Source organism: Mesorhizobium sp. M0184 (assembly GCF_040322215.1).
Taxonomy (GTDB): Bacteria; Pseudomonadota; Alphaproteobacteria; order Rhizobiales; family Rhizobiaceae; genus Mesorhizobium.
In genome coordinates this window covers 126325-143231 of the sequence record NZ_JAMYSZ010000003.1, presented here as the reverse complement: position 1 = coordinate 143231, position 16907 = coordinate 126325, and the positions used below count along the sequence as shown (strand labels likewise).

18 protein-coding genes and 2 pseudogenes are annotated in these 16907 nt (G+C 64.0%); 11 read left to right on the top strand and 9 right to left on the bottom strand.

The window, feature by feature from the left end:
- The first annotated feature begins 221 nt into the window (after positions 1 to 221).
- The 3 genes from NKJ23_RS05790 to NKJ23_RS05780 are packed head-to-tail and all read left to right on the top strand — an operon-like array spanning position 222 to position 4005.
- A complete protein-coding gene (locus tag NKJ23_RS05790) occupies positions 222 to 707 on the top strand; it encodes a (2Fe-2S)-binding protein (RefSeq protein ID WP_352579463.1) in 486 nt (161 codons plus the stop codon).
- Entirely contained in the window at positions 704 to 1687 is a 984-nt protein-coding gene (locus NKJ23_RS05785) for an FAD binding domain-containing protein (protein ID WP_352678991.1), read from the top strand. Before NKJ23_RS05790 ends, NKJ23_RS05785 begins: the two co-directional genes overlap by 4 nt.
- Positions 1684 to 4005, top strand: a complete 2322-nt coding sequence (locus tag NKJ23_RS05780; protein ID WP_352678988.1) for a xanthine dehydrogenase family protein molybdopterin-binding subunit — start codon at positions 1684 to 1686, stop codon at positions 4003 to 4005. The genes NKJ23_RS05785 and NKJ23_RS05780 overlap by 4 nt, the downstream gene beginning before the upstream one ends.
- Positions 4006 to 4114: 109 nt before the next feature.
- Here the strand turns inward: NKJ23_RS05780 and NKJ23_RS05775 are convergent, their stop codons facing one another.
- The gene (locus NKJ23_RS05775; protein WP_352636049.1) at positions 4115 to 5125 is read right to left on the bottom strand and encodes a zinc-dependent alcohol dehydrogenase family protein; all 1011 of its coding nucleotides are present in this window, start codon (positions 5123 to 5125) and stop codon (positions 4115 to 4117) included.
- A gap of 105 nt (positions 5126 to 5230) precedes the next feature.
- Here NKJ23_RS05775 and NKJ23_RS05770 point away from each other — a divergent pair, with 105 nt between their 5' ends.
- Positions 5231 to 6160 (top strand): LysR family transcriptional regulator, encoded by a 930-nt coding sequence (locus NKJ23_RS05770; RefSeq protein WP_352678985.1) that lies wholly within the window; start codon positions 5231 to 5233, stop codon positions 6158 to 6160.
- A gap of 49 nt (positions 6161 to 6209) precedes the next feature.
- Here NKJ23_RS05770 and NKJ23_RS05765 read toward each other — a convergent pair whose 3' ends face one another.
- Both NKJ23_RS05765 and NKJ23_RS05760 read right to left on the bottom strand, forming a co-directional pair.
- A complete protein-coding gene (locus NKJ23_RS05765; RefSeq protein WP_023680344.1) occupies positions 6210 to 6980 on the bottom strand; it encodes a slipin family protein in 771 nt (256 codons plus the stop codon).
- A complete protein-coding gene (locus tag NKJ23_RS05760) occupies positions 6977 to 8371 on the bottom strand; it encodes an NfeD family protein (RefSeq protein ID WP_352678983.1) in 1395 nt (464 codons plus the stop codon). The genes NKJ23_RS05765 and NKJ23_RS05760 overlap by 4 nt, the downstream gene beginning before the upstream one ends.
- Positions 8372 to 8459: 88 nt before the next feature.
- Between NKJ23_RS05760 and NKJ23_RS05755 the strand changes: the two are divergent.
- Positions 8460 to 8549 (top strand): annotated as a pseudogene (locus tag NKJ23_RS05755) (HAD family hydrolase); the annotation flags it as partial.
- Between the two features lie 100 nt (positions 8550 to 8649).
- Here the strand turns inward: NKJ23_RS05755 and NKJ23_RS05750 are convergent.
- From NKJ23_RS05750 to NKJ23_RS05735, 4 genes and pseudogenes are all read right to left on the bottom strand, one after another.
- Positions 8650 to 8931, bottom strand: coding sequence for a hypothetical protein (locus tag NKJ23_RS05750; RefSeq protein WP_352579469.1), 282 nt, complete (start codon positions 8929 to 8931; stop codon positions 8650 to 8652).
- 23 nt (positions 8932 to 8954) lie between these two features.
- Positions 8955 to 9596 carry an RES family NAD+ phosphorylase gene (locus tag NKJ23_RS05745; RefSeq protein ID WP_352678980.1) on the bottom strand — a complete coding sequence of 214 codons (642 nt, stop codon included), beginning with the start codon at positions 9594 to 9596 and terminating at the stop codon, positions 8955 to 8957.
- The gene (locus tag NKJ23_RS05740) at positions 9597 to 9944 is read right to left on the bottom strand and encodes an antitoxin Xre/MbcA/ParS toxin-binding domain-containing protein (protein WP_023680350.1); all 348 of its coding nucleotides are present in this window, start codon (positions 9942 to 9944) and stop codon (positions 9597 to 9599) included.
- Positions 9945 to 10090: 146 nt separating this feature from the next.
- Positions 10091 to 10285 (bottom strand): annotated as a pseudogene (locus NKJ23_RS05735) (pseudouridine synthase); the annotation flags it as partial.
- A 140-nt stretch (positions 10286 to 10425) separates the two neighbouring features.
- Here NKJ23_RS05735 and NKJ23_RS05730 point away from each other — a divergent pair.
- Genes NKJ23_RS05730 through NKJ23_RS05720 form a run of 3 tightly spaced genes read left to right on the top strand, consistent with a single transcriptional unit; the run spans position 10426 to position 11367 of the window.
- Positions 10426 to 10935, top strand: a complete 510-nt coding sequence (locus NKJ23_RS05730) for a hypothetical protein (RefSeq protein WP_245274855.1) — start codon at positions 10426 to 10428, stop codon at positions 10933 to 10935.
- Positions 10925 to 11155 (top strand): hypothetical protein, encoded by a 231-nt coding sequence (locus NKJ23_RS05725; protein WP_352678977.1) that lies wholly within the window; start codon positions 10925 to 10927, stop codon positions 11153 to 11155. The genes NKJ23_RS05730 and NKJ23_RS05725 overlap by 11 nt, the downstream gene beginning before the upstream one ends.
- Positions 11116 to 11367, top strand: coding sequence for a hypothetical protein (locus tag NKJ23_RS05720; protein WP_352678974.1), 252 nt, complete (start codon positions 11116 to 11118; stop codon positions 11365 to 11367). The genes NKJ23_RS05725 and NKJ23_RS05720 overlap by 40 nt, the downstream gene beginning before the upstream one ends.
- Positions 11368 to 11521: 154 nt before the next feature.
- Here the strand turns inward: NKJ23_RS05720 and NKJ23_RS05715 are convergent, their stop codons facing one another.
- Positions 11522 to 12286, bottom strand: coding sequence for a pseudouridine synthase (locus NKJ23_RS05715; protein WP_352678971.1), 765 nt, complete (start codon positions 12284 to 12286; stop codon positions 11522 to 11524).
- A 115-nt stretch (positions 12287 to 12401) separates the two neighbouring features.
- Between NKJ23_RS05715 and NKJ23_RS05710 the strand changes: the two genes are divergently transcribed.
- Positions 12402 to 12992, top strand: coding sequence for a DUF922 domain-containing Zn-dependent protease (locus NKJ23_RS05710; RefSeq protein ID WP_352678968.1), 591 nt, complete (start codon positions 12402 to 12404; stop codon positions 12990 to 12992).
- 46 nt (positions 12993 to 13038) lie between these two features.
- Here NKJ23_RS05710 and NKJ23_RS05705 read toward each other — a convergent pair whose 3' ends face one another.
- On the bottom strand, positions 13039 to 13782 hold the full coding sequence (locus tag NKJ23_RS05705) for an SDR family oxidoreductase (protein WP_352678965.1): 744 nt from the start codon (positions 13780 to 13782) through the stop codon (positions 13039 to 13041).
- 343 nt (positions 13783 to 14125) lie between these two features.
- On the opposite strand from NKJ23_RS05705, the gene NKJ23_RS05700 reads away from it, so the two are divergent.
- The gene (locus tag NKJ23_RS05700) at positions 14126 to 14749 is read left to right on the top strand and encodes an NAD(P)H-dependent oxidoreductase (RefSeq protein WP_352678962.1); all 624 of its coding nucleotides are present in this window, start codon (positions 14126 to 14128) and stop codon (positions 14747 to 14749) included.
- Between the two features lie 134 nt (positions 14750 to 14883).
- Complete coding sequence (locus NKJ23_RS05695) at positions 14884 to 16893, top strand: tetratricopeptide repeat protein (RefSeq protein WP_352678959.1); 2010 nt, start codon at positions 14884 to 14886, stop codon at positions 16891 to 16893.
- Positions 16894 to 16907: the final 14 nt, after the last annotated feature.

Sequence of the window (16907 nt, the reverse complement as noted above, 5' to 3'; positions counted from 1 at the left end):
CTTTCTCATGTAATCACGGGATCGGGTATGTCACGTCTTTCGACCTCGCAAGCCGCAGCCCTCCCTGAGGTCGCACCAAGTCAGGCAGACCCCCTCTGCCCTGCCGGGCATTTCCCCCAAGGGGTAGATAGCCTTCACCTAGCCATAAGCTGACCTTGCCGCTCGCCGGCCGGGCACCAGATCATCCCCTCCCGCGTCAAGCAACTGGAGCCAGACGCCCCATGACAAGCAAAACCCGAACTCCAATCCAACTTCGAATCAACGGACATCGACATGAGCTGGAGGTCGAACCGCGCGTTACCCTGCTCGACGCCTTGCGCGACCATCTCGGCCTGACCGGCACCAAGAAGGGCTGCGACCAGGGCCAGTGCGGCGCCTGCACCGTTCATATCGACGGCCAGCGCGTGCTGGCCTGCCTGACGCTTGCCACTCAGGCTGAAAGCAGGGACATCACCACCATCGAAGGGCTTGCCGGGGAGGATGGCACGCTGCATGCGGTGCAGGCCGCCTTCCTCGAACAGGATGCCTTCCAGTGCGGCTATTGCACGCCGGGCCAGATCATGTCGGCGGTCGCCTGCATTCGCGAAGGCCATGCCGGCTCGGATGAGGAGATCCGCGAATACATGGCCGGCAATCTCTGCCGCTGCGGCGCCTATCCGCATATCATCGCCGCCGTGCGCCAGGCGGCCGTGGAGGCCGCGTCATGAGGGACTTTTCGTATCTCCGCGCCGGCTCCGTCGATGCAGCCCGTGAGGCAGCAGCACTTCCCGGTGCCATGCTTTTGGCCGGCGGCACGACGCTTGTCGATCTCGCGAAATGCGGCGTTGCCGAACCCGAGACCGTGGTCGACATCACCCATCTCAAGGGACTGGACACGATTGCCGTTGATGAGCGGGGCGCCACGATCGGCGCGCTGGCCAGGATGAGCCGCGTCGCCGACCATGCCGATATCAAGAGTCGGTTCCCCGCAGTCTCGGAAGCATTGTGGCAGGCGGCGTCGGCTCAGCTGCGCAACATGGCGACGATCGGCGGCAATCTGATGCAGCGTACGCGCTGCCCCTATTTCCGCGATCCGGCGAATTTTCCCGCTTGCAACAAGCGCTCGCCCGGCAGCGGCTGCTCGGCGATCGGCGGCGTCACCCGCGGCCATGCCGTGCTCGGCACCAGCGAGGCCTGCATCGCCACCTATCCCGGCGACCTGGCGGTTGCACTCGTCGCCTTCGACGCGATTGTCCATCTCGGCGACCGTCAGGTCGCCGTCGATGATTTTTTCCTGTTGCCTGGCAGCACGCCCGAAAGGGAACATGCGATCGAGCCCGGCGAGATGATCACCGCGATCAGCATTCCCGCTTCGGCCGCCGCCCGCCGCTCGACCTATCTCAAGGTCCGCGACCGCCAGTCCTATGAATTCGCCGCGGCAAGTGCTGCGGTCGGCATTGAATTCGAAGCCGACGGAAGGACAATTCGCGATCTGCGCGTCGCGCTTGGCGGCGTCGCCACCAAGCCATGGCGCGCCCGTGCCGTCGAAGAGGCGCTGAACGGCAAAGTGCTCGAGCCGGAGGTCGTCAGGCAAGCCAGCCTGCTCGCCGTCGAGGGCGCCGTCGACCATGGCGCCAACCATTACAAGATCGAACTGGCGCCGCGCGTCGTCGCCCGCGCCATCCTCAAAATGGGAGAAACGGCATGACCGTTCACGAGTTGAGAACAAGACCCGGCGATGCCAAACGCGGCGACGCTTCGGACGGTGCCGTCCTCGCCGATCAGGTCGGCGGCCGGCTGTCGCGCGTCGACGGCCCGGCCAAGATCACCGGTGCCGCCAAATACGCCGTCGAGCAGCAGCTCGAGGGGCTTACCCATGCGGTGCTGGTCGAGAGCACCATTGCCGCCGGCCGGGTGCGTTCGATCGACACGACCGCGGCCAAGGCGTCGCCCGGCGTGCTGCTGGTGCTGACGCCCGACAACATCCTGCCGCTGAGAACCGCAACGGACTGGCTGGGCACGCCGCCGCCGGACGTCGCCTATTGCCCGCTGGCGCGCGACATCACCTTCAGCGGCCAGCATGTCGCGGCGGTGGTGGCAGAGAGATTCGAGCAGGCGGTCGCCGCCGCGAGGCTGGTCAAGATCGCCTATGACGAGGCGCCGGCGATCGTCGACCTCAGCGATCCAAAGGCCGGCGACGGCATCCCGGTCGATGCGATGACCAAGGAATGGGGCGAGGCGGACACAGCGTTCGCCTCGGCTCCGGTCAGGATCTGCAACGCCTACAACACGCCGCGCGAATACCAGGCGCCGATGGAGCCGCATGGCCTGATCGCAAAGTGGCAGGGCGACCAGCTGACGGTCTGGGAGCCGAGCCAATGGCTCGACGGCATGGCGCGGACCTATGCCGAATGGTTCGGCGTGCCGTTCGAGAATGTACGACTGGTCTCGCCCTATATTGGCGGCGGCTTCGGCTCCAAGGCGTTTGCCTATGGCTACGGCGCTGTAGCGGCAGTCGCCGCGAAAATGCTGGGACGGCCGGTGAAGCTGGCGGTCACCAGGCCGCAGACCTTCACCGCCTATGGCGGACGGGCGGCGACGCGCCAGACCGTGGCGCTCGGCGCCAACGCTGAGGGTCAGATCCAGTCGATCGTGCATCGCGGCGTCAACGAGACCTCGGTCGACGGCATGTGGGTCGAGCCGCTCGGCTCGGTCACCTCGGTCATGTACGCGACGCCGAATTTCTCGTCGCGGCAGAACGTCGTGCGGGTCAACACGGTGGTGCCGGGGGCATTGCGCGCGCCGGGCGAGAACCCGAGCGCCTTCGGCATCGAAAGCGCCATCGACGAGCTCGCCTATGAGGTCGGTATCGATCCGCTGGAAATCCGGCTCAGGAACTATGCCGAGCAGGACCCGCATGCGAAGAAGCCGTGGTCGACACGGCAGCTGCGTGAGGCCTTCGCGGCCGGCGCCGAAGCCTTTGGCTGGTCGAAGCGGAACCCCCGGCCGCGTTCGATGCGCGACGGCAACCAGCTGATCGGCTGGGGTGTCGCGGCAGGCACCTACCCGGTGCGGCGCGCCTATGGCGAGGCGGTCGTGCGCATTCTCGCCGACGGCTCGGTCGAGGTCGAAAGCTCATCGATCGACATGGGGCAGGGCACCTACACGATCCTGGCGCAGACCGCCGCCGAGGTGGTGGGCGTGCCGGCGGAAAACGTCGTCGTCAAGCTTGGCGATTCCCGCTATGCCCGTGCCGGCGTCACCGGCGGTTCGCGGCTGGCCGGGGTGATGACCGGTGCCGTCCACAAGGCGGCGAGTGCCGCGCTCGACCAACTGATCGGGCTCGCCATCAGCGATCCGGCTTCGCCGTTCCATGCACTGCAGGCCAACACGCTCGTCGTCGCCAATGGCCGCATCGCTTCACCGCGCGGCAACGGCCCTGAAGTTTCCATCGCCGAACTGCTCAGCAGCGTCGGGCGCGAGCATATCGAGGCGAAGGGCGACACCATGCCGGCCAATTCGACGGTCGAGGACCGCTACAAGAACTACACCACCATAGCCATGGCGCTGCCACACACCGAGGGCGACTATTCCCGCCACAGCTGGTGCGCGCATTTCATCGAAGTCCGCGTCGACGAGGACTTTGGCACGGTTCGTGTGTCGCGTGTGGTGTCGGCGCTGGATTCGGGCCGGCTCTACAACCCCAAGCTCGCCGAAAGCCAGTGGAAGGGCGGCATCATCATGGGCATCGGCCAGGCGCTGCTCGAGGAAGGCATCGTCGACCGCCGGCATGGGCGCATCGTCAACAACAACCTCGCCGACTATCTCATCGCCACCAATGCGGACATTCCCGACATCGAGGTGATCTCGGTCGGTATTCCCGATCCGCATTCCTCGGTGCTGGGCGGCAAGGGGGTCGGCGAGCTGGGCATCGTCGGCGTGGCGCCGGCGATCGCCAACGCGGTATTCCACGCCACCGGGAAACGGGTGCGGGATCTGCCGATCACGCTGGAGAAGCTGATTTAGGCGGAGGTTGGGACTGTCCGCGCGTTGGCGATTGGCGAAAGCCGAGGTGACGACCGATCTCCCCACGAGAGGGGAGATCGGCAGCTTCAACGCTCTGCCTTTTTCAGGCTCACCACGACAGACTGAACGCAAGCTTGCCGAAATGCCGGCCGCCGGCTGCCATATGGGCGTAGGCCTCGGTCGCCTGGTGCTGGCCGTAGACCGTGTCGATGACCGGATCGATACGGGCGGCGCCGATGGCGCGCGCCGCGTCGCGCAGGTCGGATACCGAACCGGTGTTGTTGCCCACAACCTTGAGTGCCTTGATGATGATCGGCAGCAGGTTCGTGGTGGCCTCGGCGCCGGTGACGAAGCCGATGGCGAACACCGTGCCGCCGGGCGCCGCGGCATTGATAGAGCGGGCGAAGGTCGCCGCGCCGCCGGTTTCGACGATCAGGTCGGCGCCGAGCCCGTCGGTCAATTCGAGCACCTTGGCGTCCCAGTCCGTTGTTTCGCGGTAGTTGATGAGGTGATCGGCACCCAAAGCCTTGGCGCGGGCCAGCTTTTCGTCCGACGACGAGGTGATGATGACCGTGGCGCCGGCTGCCTTGGCCAGCTGCAGGGTCAGGATCGAGACACCGCCGGTACCGAGCAGGACGACGACCGACCCCGGCCCGGCATCGGCGGCGCGAAGCGCATTCCACGCGGTGGTGCCGGCGATCGGCAGCGTCGCTGCCGCTTCGAAGGACAGATGCGCCGGCATCGGCACAACGGCATTGGCCGGCAGCGCGACGTATTCGGCGAGCGAGCCGGGCAGCGTCAGCCCGCGCATCTCTCTGGTCTCATAAGGCCGCGGACGGCCGCCGATCCAGCGCGGTTTTGCATGGGCGATGACGCGGTCGTTGATGGCGAGCCTCGACACGCCCTCGCCGATGCCGACGATCTCGCCGGCGCCGTCGACGACGGGAATGAGCGGAAAGCTCGGACCTGGATAGTTGCCGCTCGCTATTGCGACATCGACAAAATTGAGGCTTGCGGCGCGCAGGCGGATCAGCACTTCGCCGCGCTGCGGTTCAGGCGTGGGAACGGTGGCCGCGCGAAACGCGTCCAGTCTCGGGGCAGTCAGTTCGATCGCTTTCATGTCTCACTCCGGTTGATGGCCGATTGACGGGCCGGGATTGAGTGAAACTAGCTGCTGCGCTATTGGTATATAATCCTTGGCTTTTACATTTGAGCTCTGCGCCTGATGCAGCAATCGCACGAACCGGCAGCATTGGTCGAAATGGCCGCCTTCGCGGCAATCGCCGAAGCACGCTCCTTCACCAAGGCGGCTGCTCGCATCGGCCGCGACGCGACGATCCTGTCGCGGCGCCTTGCCTCGCTGGAAGAGCGGTTGGGCGTGCGCCTGCTGCACCGGACGACGCGAAGCGTGTCGCTGACCGAGGCGGGTTCGGAATTTCTCGTCCGCGTCCGCGCCATCCTGGCTGCGGTCGACGAGGCCGAGGCTGCCGCGTCGGCGCATGCCGGCGGCGGGCCGCGCGGCGTGCTGCGGCTGGCGCTGCCCGGCTCGTTCGGGCGCATGTGGATCGGCCCGCTGCTGCCCCAGTTTCTCGCCGAATTTCCCGACGTTCGTATCGAGGCCGAGTTCTCCAACCGCTTCGTCGATCTCGTCGCCGAGAATTTCGATGTCGCCGTGCGTCTCGGCGCGCTGGAGGATTCGCGGCTGGTGGCGCGCAAGGTCGCGACACGGCGGCGGCTGCTGTGCGCCGCGCCGTCCTACCTCGCCCGCCGGGGCACGCCGACTGCGCCGGAGGCACTGCTGGAACACAGTTGCCTGGGCTTCTCGGGTTTCCAGACCTTTCCGGCCTGGGAGATGACCGACAGCACGGGTCGCCGCGTCAGTATCGAGGTCTCCGGGCCGCTGGTCACTGACGACGCCGAGGTGCTGGTCGAAGCCGCCGTGCAAGGCGCCGGACTGATGATGAGCACGGATTGGCTGGTCGGACGCGAGCTCGCCGACGGCCGGCTGGTGCCAGTGCTGGAGGACTGGACACTCGCCGATGAGGGCGCCGTCTATGTCGTCATGCCTTCGGCCAAGGGGCAAGCCGCCAAGACACGTGCCTTCGCCGACTGGATCGGCAAACGCTTTGCGCCGGTCCCGCCGTGGCGGAGGTGAGGGTGCTGATCTCCCCCTCGAGGGCCCCTCGAGGGGGGAGATCACGCGCTCAGCCGCCTCCGCCTCCACCACCCTGCTTGATAAAATGACCGAGCAGATCCATCGGCACCGGAAACACGACCGTCGACGAGCGCTCACCGGCGATGTCATGGAGAGCCTCGAAATAGCGTAGCTGCATGGCCTGCGGTGCTTCGGCCAGCATCTTGCCGGCCTCGACGAGCTTTGCCGCCGCCTGCTGTTCGCCGTCGGCATTGATCACTTTCGCACGCCGCAGCCGTTCCGCCTCGGCCTGCTTGGCGATGGCGCGGACCATGTTCTCGTTGAGGTCGACGTGCTTGATCTCGACATCGGAGACCTTGATGCCCCAGGCATCGGTGCGCTGGTCGAGAATCTCCTGGATATCGCTGTTGAGCTTGTCACGTTCGGCCAGCATTTCATCGAGCTCATGCTTGCCGAGCACCGAGCGCAACGTGGTCTGTGCCAGCTGGTTGGTGGCGGTCATGAAGTCTTCAACCTGGATCACCGCCCGCTCGGCGTCGACGATACGAAAATACAGCACCGCGTTGACCTTCACCGAGACGTTGTCGCGCGAGATCACGTCCTGCGGCGGGACGTCCTGGACCACCACTCGCAGGTCGACCTTCACCATCTGCTGCACGAAGGGGATGAGGATGATAAGGCCGGGGCCCTTGACCCCGGTGAAGCGGCCGAGGGTGAAGACCACGCCGCGCTCATATTCCCGCAGGATGCGAATGGCCGCGGATAGGAACATGACCACGACGAGCGCTGCTGCCAGATAGGCCACATAACCGATGATCATTGCCTTGCTCCATCGCTTCTCACATTGCGGCGCCGTATCGTCAGCACAAGATCCCTGACATCGGCCACCTCGACGCTGTCGCCCACTGCAAGCGGTTCGTCGGCTTTTGCCCGCCAGCGCTCGCCCCGGGCGAGCACGTGGCCCTCGCTGCCGTGCCAGTCGAGGACCTCCGCCGGCAGCCCCTGCATGGCCTGTGCGCCAACACGCGGAACGTTCTTGCGGACCGCCCACAGATAGCTGCCGGTCAGCAGCGCCAGGCCGAGCGTCAGGGCGGCGGCGGTGCCGATAACGGCCCACGACATCTCGAAGCCGGGCCCCTCGATCCTGAGCAGCATGGCTGCGCCCAGCAGAAACGCAGCCACGCCTCCCAGCCCAAGGACCACAGTCGGGTTCAAGGCTTCGACGACCAGGAAGATGATGCCAAGCAGCATCAAGGCAAGGCCGGCATAGCTGATCGGCAGGAGATTGAGCGCATAGAGTCCGAGCAGTAGGCAAATCGTGCCGATCACGCCGGGCGCGACAGCGCCCGGGCTCGTGAATTCGAAGACGAGGCCATAGACGCCGACCAGCATCAGGATGACGGCGATGTTCGGATCCGTGATCACGGCGAGAAGCCGGATGAGCCAGCCTGGCTCGAGCGTTTCGACCGGCAGTCCTTTCGTCGCCATTGCCTCTTTTTTGCCGGCGATCTCGACGGTCCGGCCGTCGGCCAGTTGAAGCAGTTCGGTGGTGTCGCGGGCGACGAAGTCGATGACATGCTGCTGCAGCGCCGCGCCGGCCGACAGGCTGGCCGCCTCGCGCACGGCCTTTTCTCCCCATTCGGCATTGCGCCCGCGCAATTCAGCCAGGCTGCGGATCAGGGCAACGGCGTCGTTCGTCGCCTTGGCGATCATCGCATCGCCCGCGGGTGCGTTCTTCTTGTCCTTGTCCGCCTCGGGGCCATCGTTCTTGCCGCCGTCGGGAAACGATGGCAGCGGCCCGCCCATCTCGATCGGCGTTGCCGCGCCCAGATTGGTGCCGGGCGCCATCGCCGCTACATGGGTGGCGTAGAGGATATAGGTTCCGGCGCTCGCCGCATGCCCGCCGGCGGGTGCGACATAGCCGATGACGGGAACCGGCGAGGCGAGAATGCCGGCGACCATCTCGCGCATGCTGGTGACCAGCCCGCCGGGCGTGTCCATCTGCAGGATGAGAGCCTGGGCATTTCGGTCCGCGGCCACCGCCAGCGCTTCCTCGAGCTGCCTGGCACTCGCCGGACCGATGGCGCCGTCTATCTCGACGCGCAGCACAATTTTCTCCCGGCCGTCCGCCTCTCCGGTTGCGGAAGAGGGACAAACGGCCGCAACAGCCACGAAAGCCGCGGCAAGCAGGACCGCACGCGCGAGTTTCACGCTCAAAGCTCCACATCTAGGAATATGGGCTGGATTTTGCCGAAATCCATGACGCGGCGCGCGGCGGGTGACGCATCGCACGGTCCTGCTGAATGTCGGCCTGCTCAGCGGCGGCTACGGCACCGAGGAGCTCCGCCAATCGGGCGCGTTTCGCGTCTATGAAGATTCCGACGACATGCCGACGAAGTCGGCGGCCGCACATGAAGGCGACCGGCGGGCTGTCGCCGTCATTCGATCACACCTATGTTTTGCGCATTGGAGCCATCTCTGGCGGGCTTCTATTGCGCGGCGTCCTCCTGGATTGTCTGTTCCTGGATTCGGGCGGGTGCCCCGAGACACTGATCGTAGCCGATGGTGCAATTATTCAGACATTCGTTGCGCCCCTGGATGGATTTGACGCTGTTGTAGTCGATCGGCACAGCCTGGCATTTCTTCTGGCACGCCTGGTCCTTCTCGGCGCAATTCGTGCCGTGGCCCTTAGGGTACTTCTTCGTGGTCGCTTCAGCGTTCAATGGCAAGACGGCCAGCAGCGCCAGCAGCGTCGGTATCAGTCGGAGCATACGCATGGATCCTCCCTTGCGCGTTAGACCTCTGCACTTGGAGGCAATGTTAGCGCGCCACTTCCGTTGGCCGCATCACCCGTGCGGGGGATGGATGGCAGCGGGGCCGCCGCTGCCCAGGCAATTTCCCCGTGATCGGTTCTGATCGTCATCGCTCCGGCCGGCAGCCGATCACAAAACGCGACGACGTTCAGGCAATCATATCGCGCGCTGGGCGCGATCAGACCGTCATAATCGAGGAAATGCGCGGCCTCGCCGATGTCTTGCGACCTCGGATATTCGGCGTGCTTTTCCTGACACGAAAGCTGCCCGTAGCGCGCGGTGTCGAGGCCAAGGGTCTGCAAGGCTGCCAGGTCGAGCAGTCTGAGCGTCCGGTCCAAAGCAAGATCGATCTCGAAGAGATTGTATCTGACGCGCGAAGGGATCACTGGCTGCCCCCGCGTCAGGTGGAATCTCATCTCGCTCAAGGCACCTTCGCGCTCTTGCGAGGTGTAGAGCACGTCGAACGTTCCATCGTCCCAACGGCCGCCGGAGCTCGAGCACTGGATCGGGCTGCGGCCCTGGCGCACCACACGCCAAACCGTCCCGGAGTATTCGACCGGAACCATTTCCTCGATAGCATCGATGAGCCGACTGTCTCGTCTCATCCGCCTGGCGATCGCCAATTACAGAAAGACCTCGTTCTCAAGGCGGTCGATGACTTTGAGCACGTCGAGGGCGCGGTCGTCGTGAATGAGATCTATCGCCCTTTCACCGTTCAATTGCGGGTGGCGAGCGTAAAGCCAGGTGCGGATATCGCTTGGCTCGTAGAATTCCTGCAGTCGGCCGACGATATAGTGCAGGTCCGACAGAATGAGCTCGCTGCGCGGCTGGGGCTTGATGTCGCCGGCCTTCCACCTCGAAACCGTGGCCTTGGACACGTCGGTGATGTTTGCAATATCGGTTCCCTTGAGGCCGCCAAACGTACCCAATTCGTCCAGGAACCTGGGGACCGCCCGCAACGCCGTGCTCATGCTTTTCTCTCCGGCTGCCGAGCCACTTCGCGTCGGACCAGCCCTTCAATTGCGCTGTCGCATTTCGGTTTCATAAAAGGAAAATATGAAACAGGAATGTTAATGTCAATCACCCGTTCGGTGCGAAGGCCCCTGGAGCCAGCACTTCAGGCCTGAAGTAGCGCCAGCTCTTCCGCGCTCAGATGGCGTGCCTTGCCTTTGGCAAGCTCGCCGAGCTGCAATTGGCCGATCGCCACCCGCACCAGGCGCAGCACCTCGATATCGTAGGCGCCAAGCAGCCGGCGGATGTGGCGGTTGCGGCCCTCGTCGAGCACGATCTCCAGCCAGGCGGTGCTGGTGCCGCTTCCACTCGATCGAAAATCAATCGCCTGAATTGCTACAGCGCCCTGGTGTCGCCGGTAATGCCACGGGACAATTTGTTTTGTATAGTCCTTGATGCCACGTGGCCGACGATGGTTCGATGACTTGGGAAGGGAAGATCATGCGAAGCGGATTGGCGAAATTCGTCGTGGCGGGTTGCGTCGCCGCTCAGGTCGTCCTGCAAGCGGCGCAGCCGGCGTTTGCCGCGCCGTGCGGCTGGACGGCGAAACTGGAGGAAGAGGAGGGCGGCAAAGTGCTGATGGCGTCGGTCTGCGGCGGATCGAATGGCGGCGCCCAGCTGACGCTGGCCTGTTTCGGCAAGCCGACGCTGAGCTATGATTTGGGCGACAGCGGTCCGCAACTGGAACCCGGCATCGCTTCGTTCGCGTTCAAGGCCGGCGGCAAGGCGGTGACCAAGACGCTTCAACTCGAAGAAATGTACAACACCTTCACCGTGGAATTGAGCAGCACCGACCCGCTGTTGGCCCTGCTGCGCTCCAAGGGCGAGGTCACGGTCGCCTCGGGCAAATATGGCGAGAACAGCTTTCCGCTTGCCGGCTCATCCGCCGCCATCGGCAAGGTGCTGGCCCAGTGCGGCAAAGCCAAGGCTTCTTCCGACAATGACAACTGATGAACCCCTTACATTTCAATTTGAATCGCGCGAGACGTTGGTTGCGAAGATAGAGCGTGATCCCGCTAACCTCGATTCCTGGACAGGGCTTGTCGAACTGGAGGCCGAGGAAAGCAGCCTGGACACCGCGGTGTCGGTTCTCTTGCGGGCAATTGATGCTGTATCCGACAGGGAACAGCTTTGGCTGGCGCCTCGATTTTTCTGGCTGACCCGGCTCTGAAGGAGGGAAACAAGATAGTTCTTGTTGAATCGCTGAGAGCAGATGGTCCCTATCTCGCGCAGAGCATCTCTCCAGACCATCGCCAGGCCCTGATCGATTTGTTTGTCCCGTTGGTTGGCCAGCTTCCCATGCCTGCCCAAGAATCGCTCAAGATTTTTATGCAGGAAATCAACGCCGCCGGCTGCGATCTGTGGTGTGCTGACGGAATGTAATACCGACAGACATTGATATCGGTCGAACCCGTGTGAGCGGTCGGTCAGGAATATCCGCCAGGAGTCGAAAGCGACCCTTGTCCGCCCGCGCTGCTTGCTGCGTCACGTGGGCTTCGACTGGCAGCTGCCTGACTATCGAGTCGCCGCCAGCCGGCTAGGCCTGAAGCATCGCCAGCTCTTCCGCGCTCAGATGGCGTGCCTTGCCTTTGGCAAGGTCGCCGAGTTGCAGAGATCCGATCGCGACCCGCACCAGGCGCAGCACCTCGATATCGTGGGCGGCGAGCAGCCGGCGGATATGGCGGTTGCGGCCCTCGTCGAGCACGATTTCCAGCCAGGCGGTGCTTGTGCCGCCGCGCAGCAGCTCGATCGAGCGGGCCGCCAGCAATTCGCCGTCGACGGTCGTGCCGGCGCGCAACCGCGCCAGCATGGCCTCGTCGGGCAGCGCGCCGATCTGCACGTGATAGGTCTTGGCGACATGCGAGGCGGGATCGAGCAGGCGCTGCGCGAAGCGCGTGTCGTTGGTCATCAACAGCAGGCCTTCGCTGGCCTTGTCGAGGCGGCCGACCGGCGAGAGGAAAGGCAGGTCGAGGCCTGCCAGGCAATCATAGACGGTGCCGCGGTCCTGCGGGTCGTCGCGAGTGGTGACCAGCCCGCGCGGCTTGTTGAGCATCAGATAGACCTTGCGCTCAGCGGCGACGCGGCGGCCGTCGACCTCGATGCGATCGCGGCCTGGATCGACGCGCATCGAGCCGTTGCGCACGATCTTGCCGGCGACCCGCACGCGCCCCTCGGCAACCAGAAGCTCGGCCTGCTTGCGCGAGCACAGGCCAAGCTTCGACAGCGCGCGACAGAGGCTGACGCCGGGAGGCTGGGCCCCGGGGGCAGGGCGTTGCCGGGCAATGTTCGGTCGCGGCGACATGATGTTGCCTGTGGATTCTTGTATACGAGCATCCCACTATAGCCGGCCGCCGGCTATGTCCACGGAAGGGAACTGCATATCGTTTGCGTCGTGCGCAACGGCTGCGAGGACTTGCATGAAAACAGCCATTCGCCTTTGCCTGCTGCTCGCCTTCCTGCCGACATCGCCGGCGCATGCCGGCTGGCAGGCGGTCGAGAAGGTCGAGACCTATGCCATCTCAGGGCAATCCGGGCCGGAGCTCTACGCCTCGATCGGCGGGCGCGGGCCGCTGCTCGGCGAACGCCGCGTCATCGCGCATACCAATTTCAAGCTGACCTGGGTGAGGGACTACCAGCCGCAAGGCGACGCCTGCGTGCTGGTGTCGGCGCGGCCGAAGCTGATCATCACCTACACCTTGCCGAAGCCGGCCGCGCGGCTGCCGGGCGCAATCCAGAAGAACTGGGAGGTTTTCGCAGCCGGCCTCGCCGCCCACGAGAAGGTGCATGGCGCCAGCATCGTCGACATGGTGCACAAGATCGAGGCGGCCACCATCGGCCTGACCGTCGCCGATGACCGCGGCTGCAGCAAGATCAGGACCGAAGTGACGAGACGGCTCGCCGGAATCTCGCAGGCACAACGGCAGGCGAGCCGCGATTTCGACCGGGTCGAATTCGGCCCGGGCGGCAAGTTGCGGCAGCTTGTGTTCACGCTGATGATAGGCGGATGATGCTGCAGGGCTGCGGGGGCGGCGCAGGGTACCACCTTTGCGGCCCTCACGCCTGCTCGGTCGGATAGAGCGTCAGGATGTTGACGTTGACCCTTGGCGGCTGCGTCACCGCATAAAGGATGGCGGCGGCGATGTCCTCGCTTTCCAGTTGCTCCATGTCGCCCAGCCTTTGCTCGACCGCCTGGCGCACATCGGCGCGCATATTCTGGGTGAACTCGGTCTTGACGGCGCCAGGCTCGATGCAGGTGACGCGGATGCCGTCTTTGCCGATCTCGCGACGCAGCGATTCCGCCATCGCGCTCACCGCGTGCTTGGTGCCGGAATAGACCACCGAAGGGTGGATGTAACGGCCGGTGCCGGACGAGACCACGACGATGTGGCCGGCGCCTTGCCGCTGCATCGACGGCAGTGCCGCATGGATCGGATAAAGCAGGCCCAGGATGTTGACGTCGACCATCCGGCGGTATTCTTCCGGCGTCGTGTTGCGGAACGGCGCGGCGACGCCGACGCCGGCAACCGCAAGCAGCATGTCGAGCCGGCCGTACTCCTGCCGGACCCGCTCGACCATCGCCGTGGCTTGCGTTTCGTCGGTGACGTCGACGGCAATCGGCAGTGCCGCGCTGCCGGTCTCACGGATCCGCCTCGCCAGGTCGTCCAGGCGCTCGGCGCGCCGCGCGGCAATCACCAGCGTGGCGCCCTCGGCCGCCAGCGCCAAGGCGGTGGCCTCGCCGATGCCGGAAGAGGCGCCCGTCACCAAGGCGATCTTGCCGCTCAGTTTTCCTGTGTGCATGTTTTCTCTCCTGACGCTTTGGACACGCCGTGAAGCTAGGGCGCAGGCTTTCGGGCAACAATGCTGATCGAAAACCGAATCCACTGTTGGAGTTCCTGGGCGCAATACGCGGCAGCGCCCGTTTCCCGCAGAGTACCGCAAGGCATGCGGGACAGTGCCCTCCGGCAAGCCCATGTGCGCGCAATTTCCTTTGAGCTGACGAGCGGGCCTTGACGTGACTGGAGCTGTTGCGTCTTGATACGGGGGCAGCGCGGCTTCGCATGAAAACAGCTGATCGACTACGTCTGCGGGTGGCTTGTTTGCATGCGACGCGCTTGCATGCACTCTCGCGACCGAGCGCAAGATGAAGGTCCTCGTCGTCTATTGCCATCCCTGCACCGACAGCTTCAACGGCGCCGTGCGCGACACGGTGCTGGAGACGCTTGCCGAAAGCGGCCATCAGGTCCACCTGCTCGACCTCTATGCGACCGGCTTCGATCCAGTCATGCGCACGCGGGAATGGCGCGGTTACCACGACAAGGCGGCGAACCTGCAACCGGTGCACGAACATGCGCAGGAGCTGCTCTGGGCGGAGGCGGTCGTCTTCATCTATCCGACGTGGTGGTATGGCCTGCCGGCGATGCTGAAAGGCTGGCTGGAGCGCGTGCTGGTGCCGGGCTTCGCTTTCGAGATGCCGACGGCACGACACGGCCCGCGGCCCAAATTGCGGCACATACGCCGGGTGATGGCAATGACCACATGTGGCGCCACGCCGCTGATGTCGTGGATCATGGGACAGCCCGGCCGGCGGACCCTGCTGCGCGGCTTCCGCTCCGTCTGCCATCCGCTGTGCCGGACCAAATTCCTGGCGCTCTACCGGATGGACAGCGTCTCGGCCGCCGGACGCCAGGCGCATCTGCAGCGGGTCAGAAATGCGGTTGCCGGCCTTGGTCGCGCTGATGCGGTCGCCGCCACAGTGCCTGGCTGATTTGGACCAGGCGAGCCGCCGCTGTCTCCGCCGAATGTCACGGGCGGGTGTCGGTTTGGCAAAGGTCAAAAAAATCAAGTCTCACCTTGACCCAAGAATGGTTGCAGTGTTGGGTTGCAAAGATCAAGGCCTTCTTGATCAAGCGCACTGCGATGCAAATAAACGACATGATCCGTGAGCCGATGATTCGAAAATGGCATAGGTCTTTTTGTCGGTCGCTGCTGCGTGGGCTCGTGGTCTTGTTTGCCCTGAGCGGCCCAGCTTTGGCTGCCAGCAGCGATTGTGTCGGGGACGACGAGGCCGATACGGCTCGGCGAATTGCCGCTTGTACACTCATGATAGAGGATGTGACGGAGCCCGCCAGCAGCCGTTTGACGGCCTATTTCAAGCGCGGCGTCGCCTGGGCGAGGCAGAATGATTATGATCGCGCCATTGCCGATTTCGATAAGGCGATCAGCCTCGATCCGGAAGATGCCAGTGCTTATTACTACCGAGGCATCACCTGGGCACTCAAGAGCGACGCTGATCGCGCTATCGCCGATTTCGACCAGGCGATCAGCCTCGACCCGAAGAGCGATGCATACCGCATCCGAGGCTCTGCCTGGCTCGACAAAGGCGACAACGACCGAGCTATTGTCGACTACGATCAGGCCATCAGCCTCGAGCCCCGGAATGCCGGAACTTATGGCGACCGGGGCCTGGCTTGGGCACGCAAGGGCGACAACGACCGCGCTATCGCCGATTTCGGCCAAGCGATCAGCCTCGATCCCCGCGATGGCCGAACTTATAACAACCGAGGTCTCGTGTGGAAAAGGAAGCGGGACTACGACCGTGCCATCGCCGATTATGACCAGGCGATCAGCCTCGATCCGAAGGAAGCCAGCGCCTACGACAATCGGGGCATGGCCTGGCTACTCAAGGGCGACTATGACCATGCCATTTCCGATTTCGGACAGGCGATCAGCCTCGATCCGAATGTCACCGGAGTCCATCATCATCGAGGCATGGCCTGGTCACTCAGAGGCGATTCTGATTACGCCATTGCCGACTACGATCAGGAAATCAGCCTCAATCCGAAGAACGCCCGTGCCTACCTCGATAGAGGCCTGACTTGGACAATCAAAGGCGATTACAATCGTGCGATCGCCGACTACAACCAAGCGATAAGCCTCGACCCGAAAGACGCCAGTGCCTATGGCAATCGAAGCCGGGCCTGGAAATATAAGGGCGACTACGATCGCGCCATCGCCGACGCCGACCAGGCGATCAGTCTCGATCCGGAACGCGCCAGTGCCTTCTACAACAGAGGCAACGTTTGGGCTGACAAAGGCGACTATGACCGCGCCATCGCCGACTTTGACCAGGCGATCGGCCTCGATTCGAAAGACCCCAATGCTTACGACGATCGAGGTACGGCTTGGGCACACAAAGGCGATGACGACCGCGCGATTGCCGACTTCGATCAGGCAATCCTGCTCGACCCGAAACACGCCAGTGCCTACAGGAAGCGCGGCTGGATATGGGACAAGAATGGCGAATACGACCGCGCCCTCGAGGACTATGGCAAAGCAATTGGGCTCGATCCGAAATATGCCCATGCTTATCTCAGCAGAGGTCTCGTCTGGTCAATAAAAGGCGAATACGTACGTGCAACGGCAGATTACGACCAGGCAATCAGCCTCGATCCGACGATTGTCTACGCCTATTTGGGCCGGGGTATCGTCCATTTCTACTCCGGTGCGATGGAGAAAGCCCAAGCCGATTTCGCGCAAGCCGCCACAGTCAAACCAGAGGATGCGTATGTTGCGATCTGGCTCGATTTTGCCGAGCGTCGCAATGGCGCAGCAGGGCATTTGCAGGAAGCGACCAAGAAGCTCGACATGACGCGATGGCCAGCGCCGGCTGTTCGAATGCTGCTTGGCGAGCAGACTCTCGCCGCGACAATTGCAGAAGCCGACGACCCTGATGCGATAAAGAAACGCGGAAACCTGTGCGAGACAAATATGTTCAGCGCCGAGCTGAGCCGACTGCAGGGGCACAGCGATGAAGCTTTGCGGCTCTATCGGCTCGCCGCCAGCGATTGCCCCAATAACTCCTACGAATTTGTTGCCGCCAACGCAGCCCTGCGCGAGCTGTCGCCTTAGCCGCCGCCGCTACG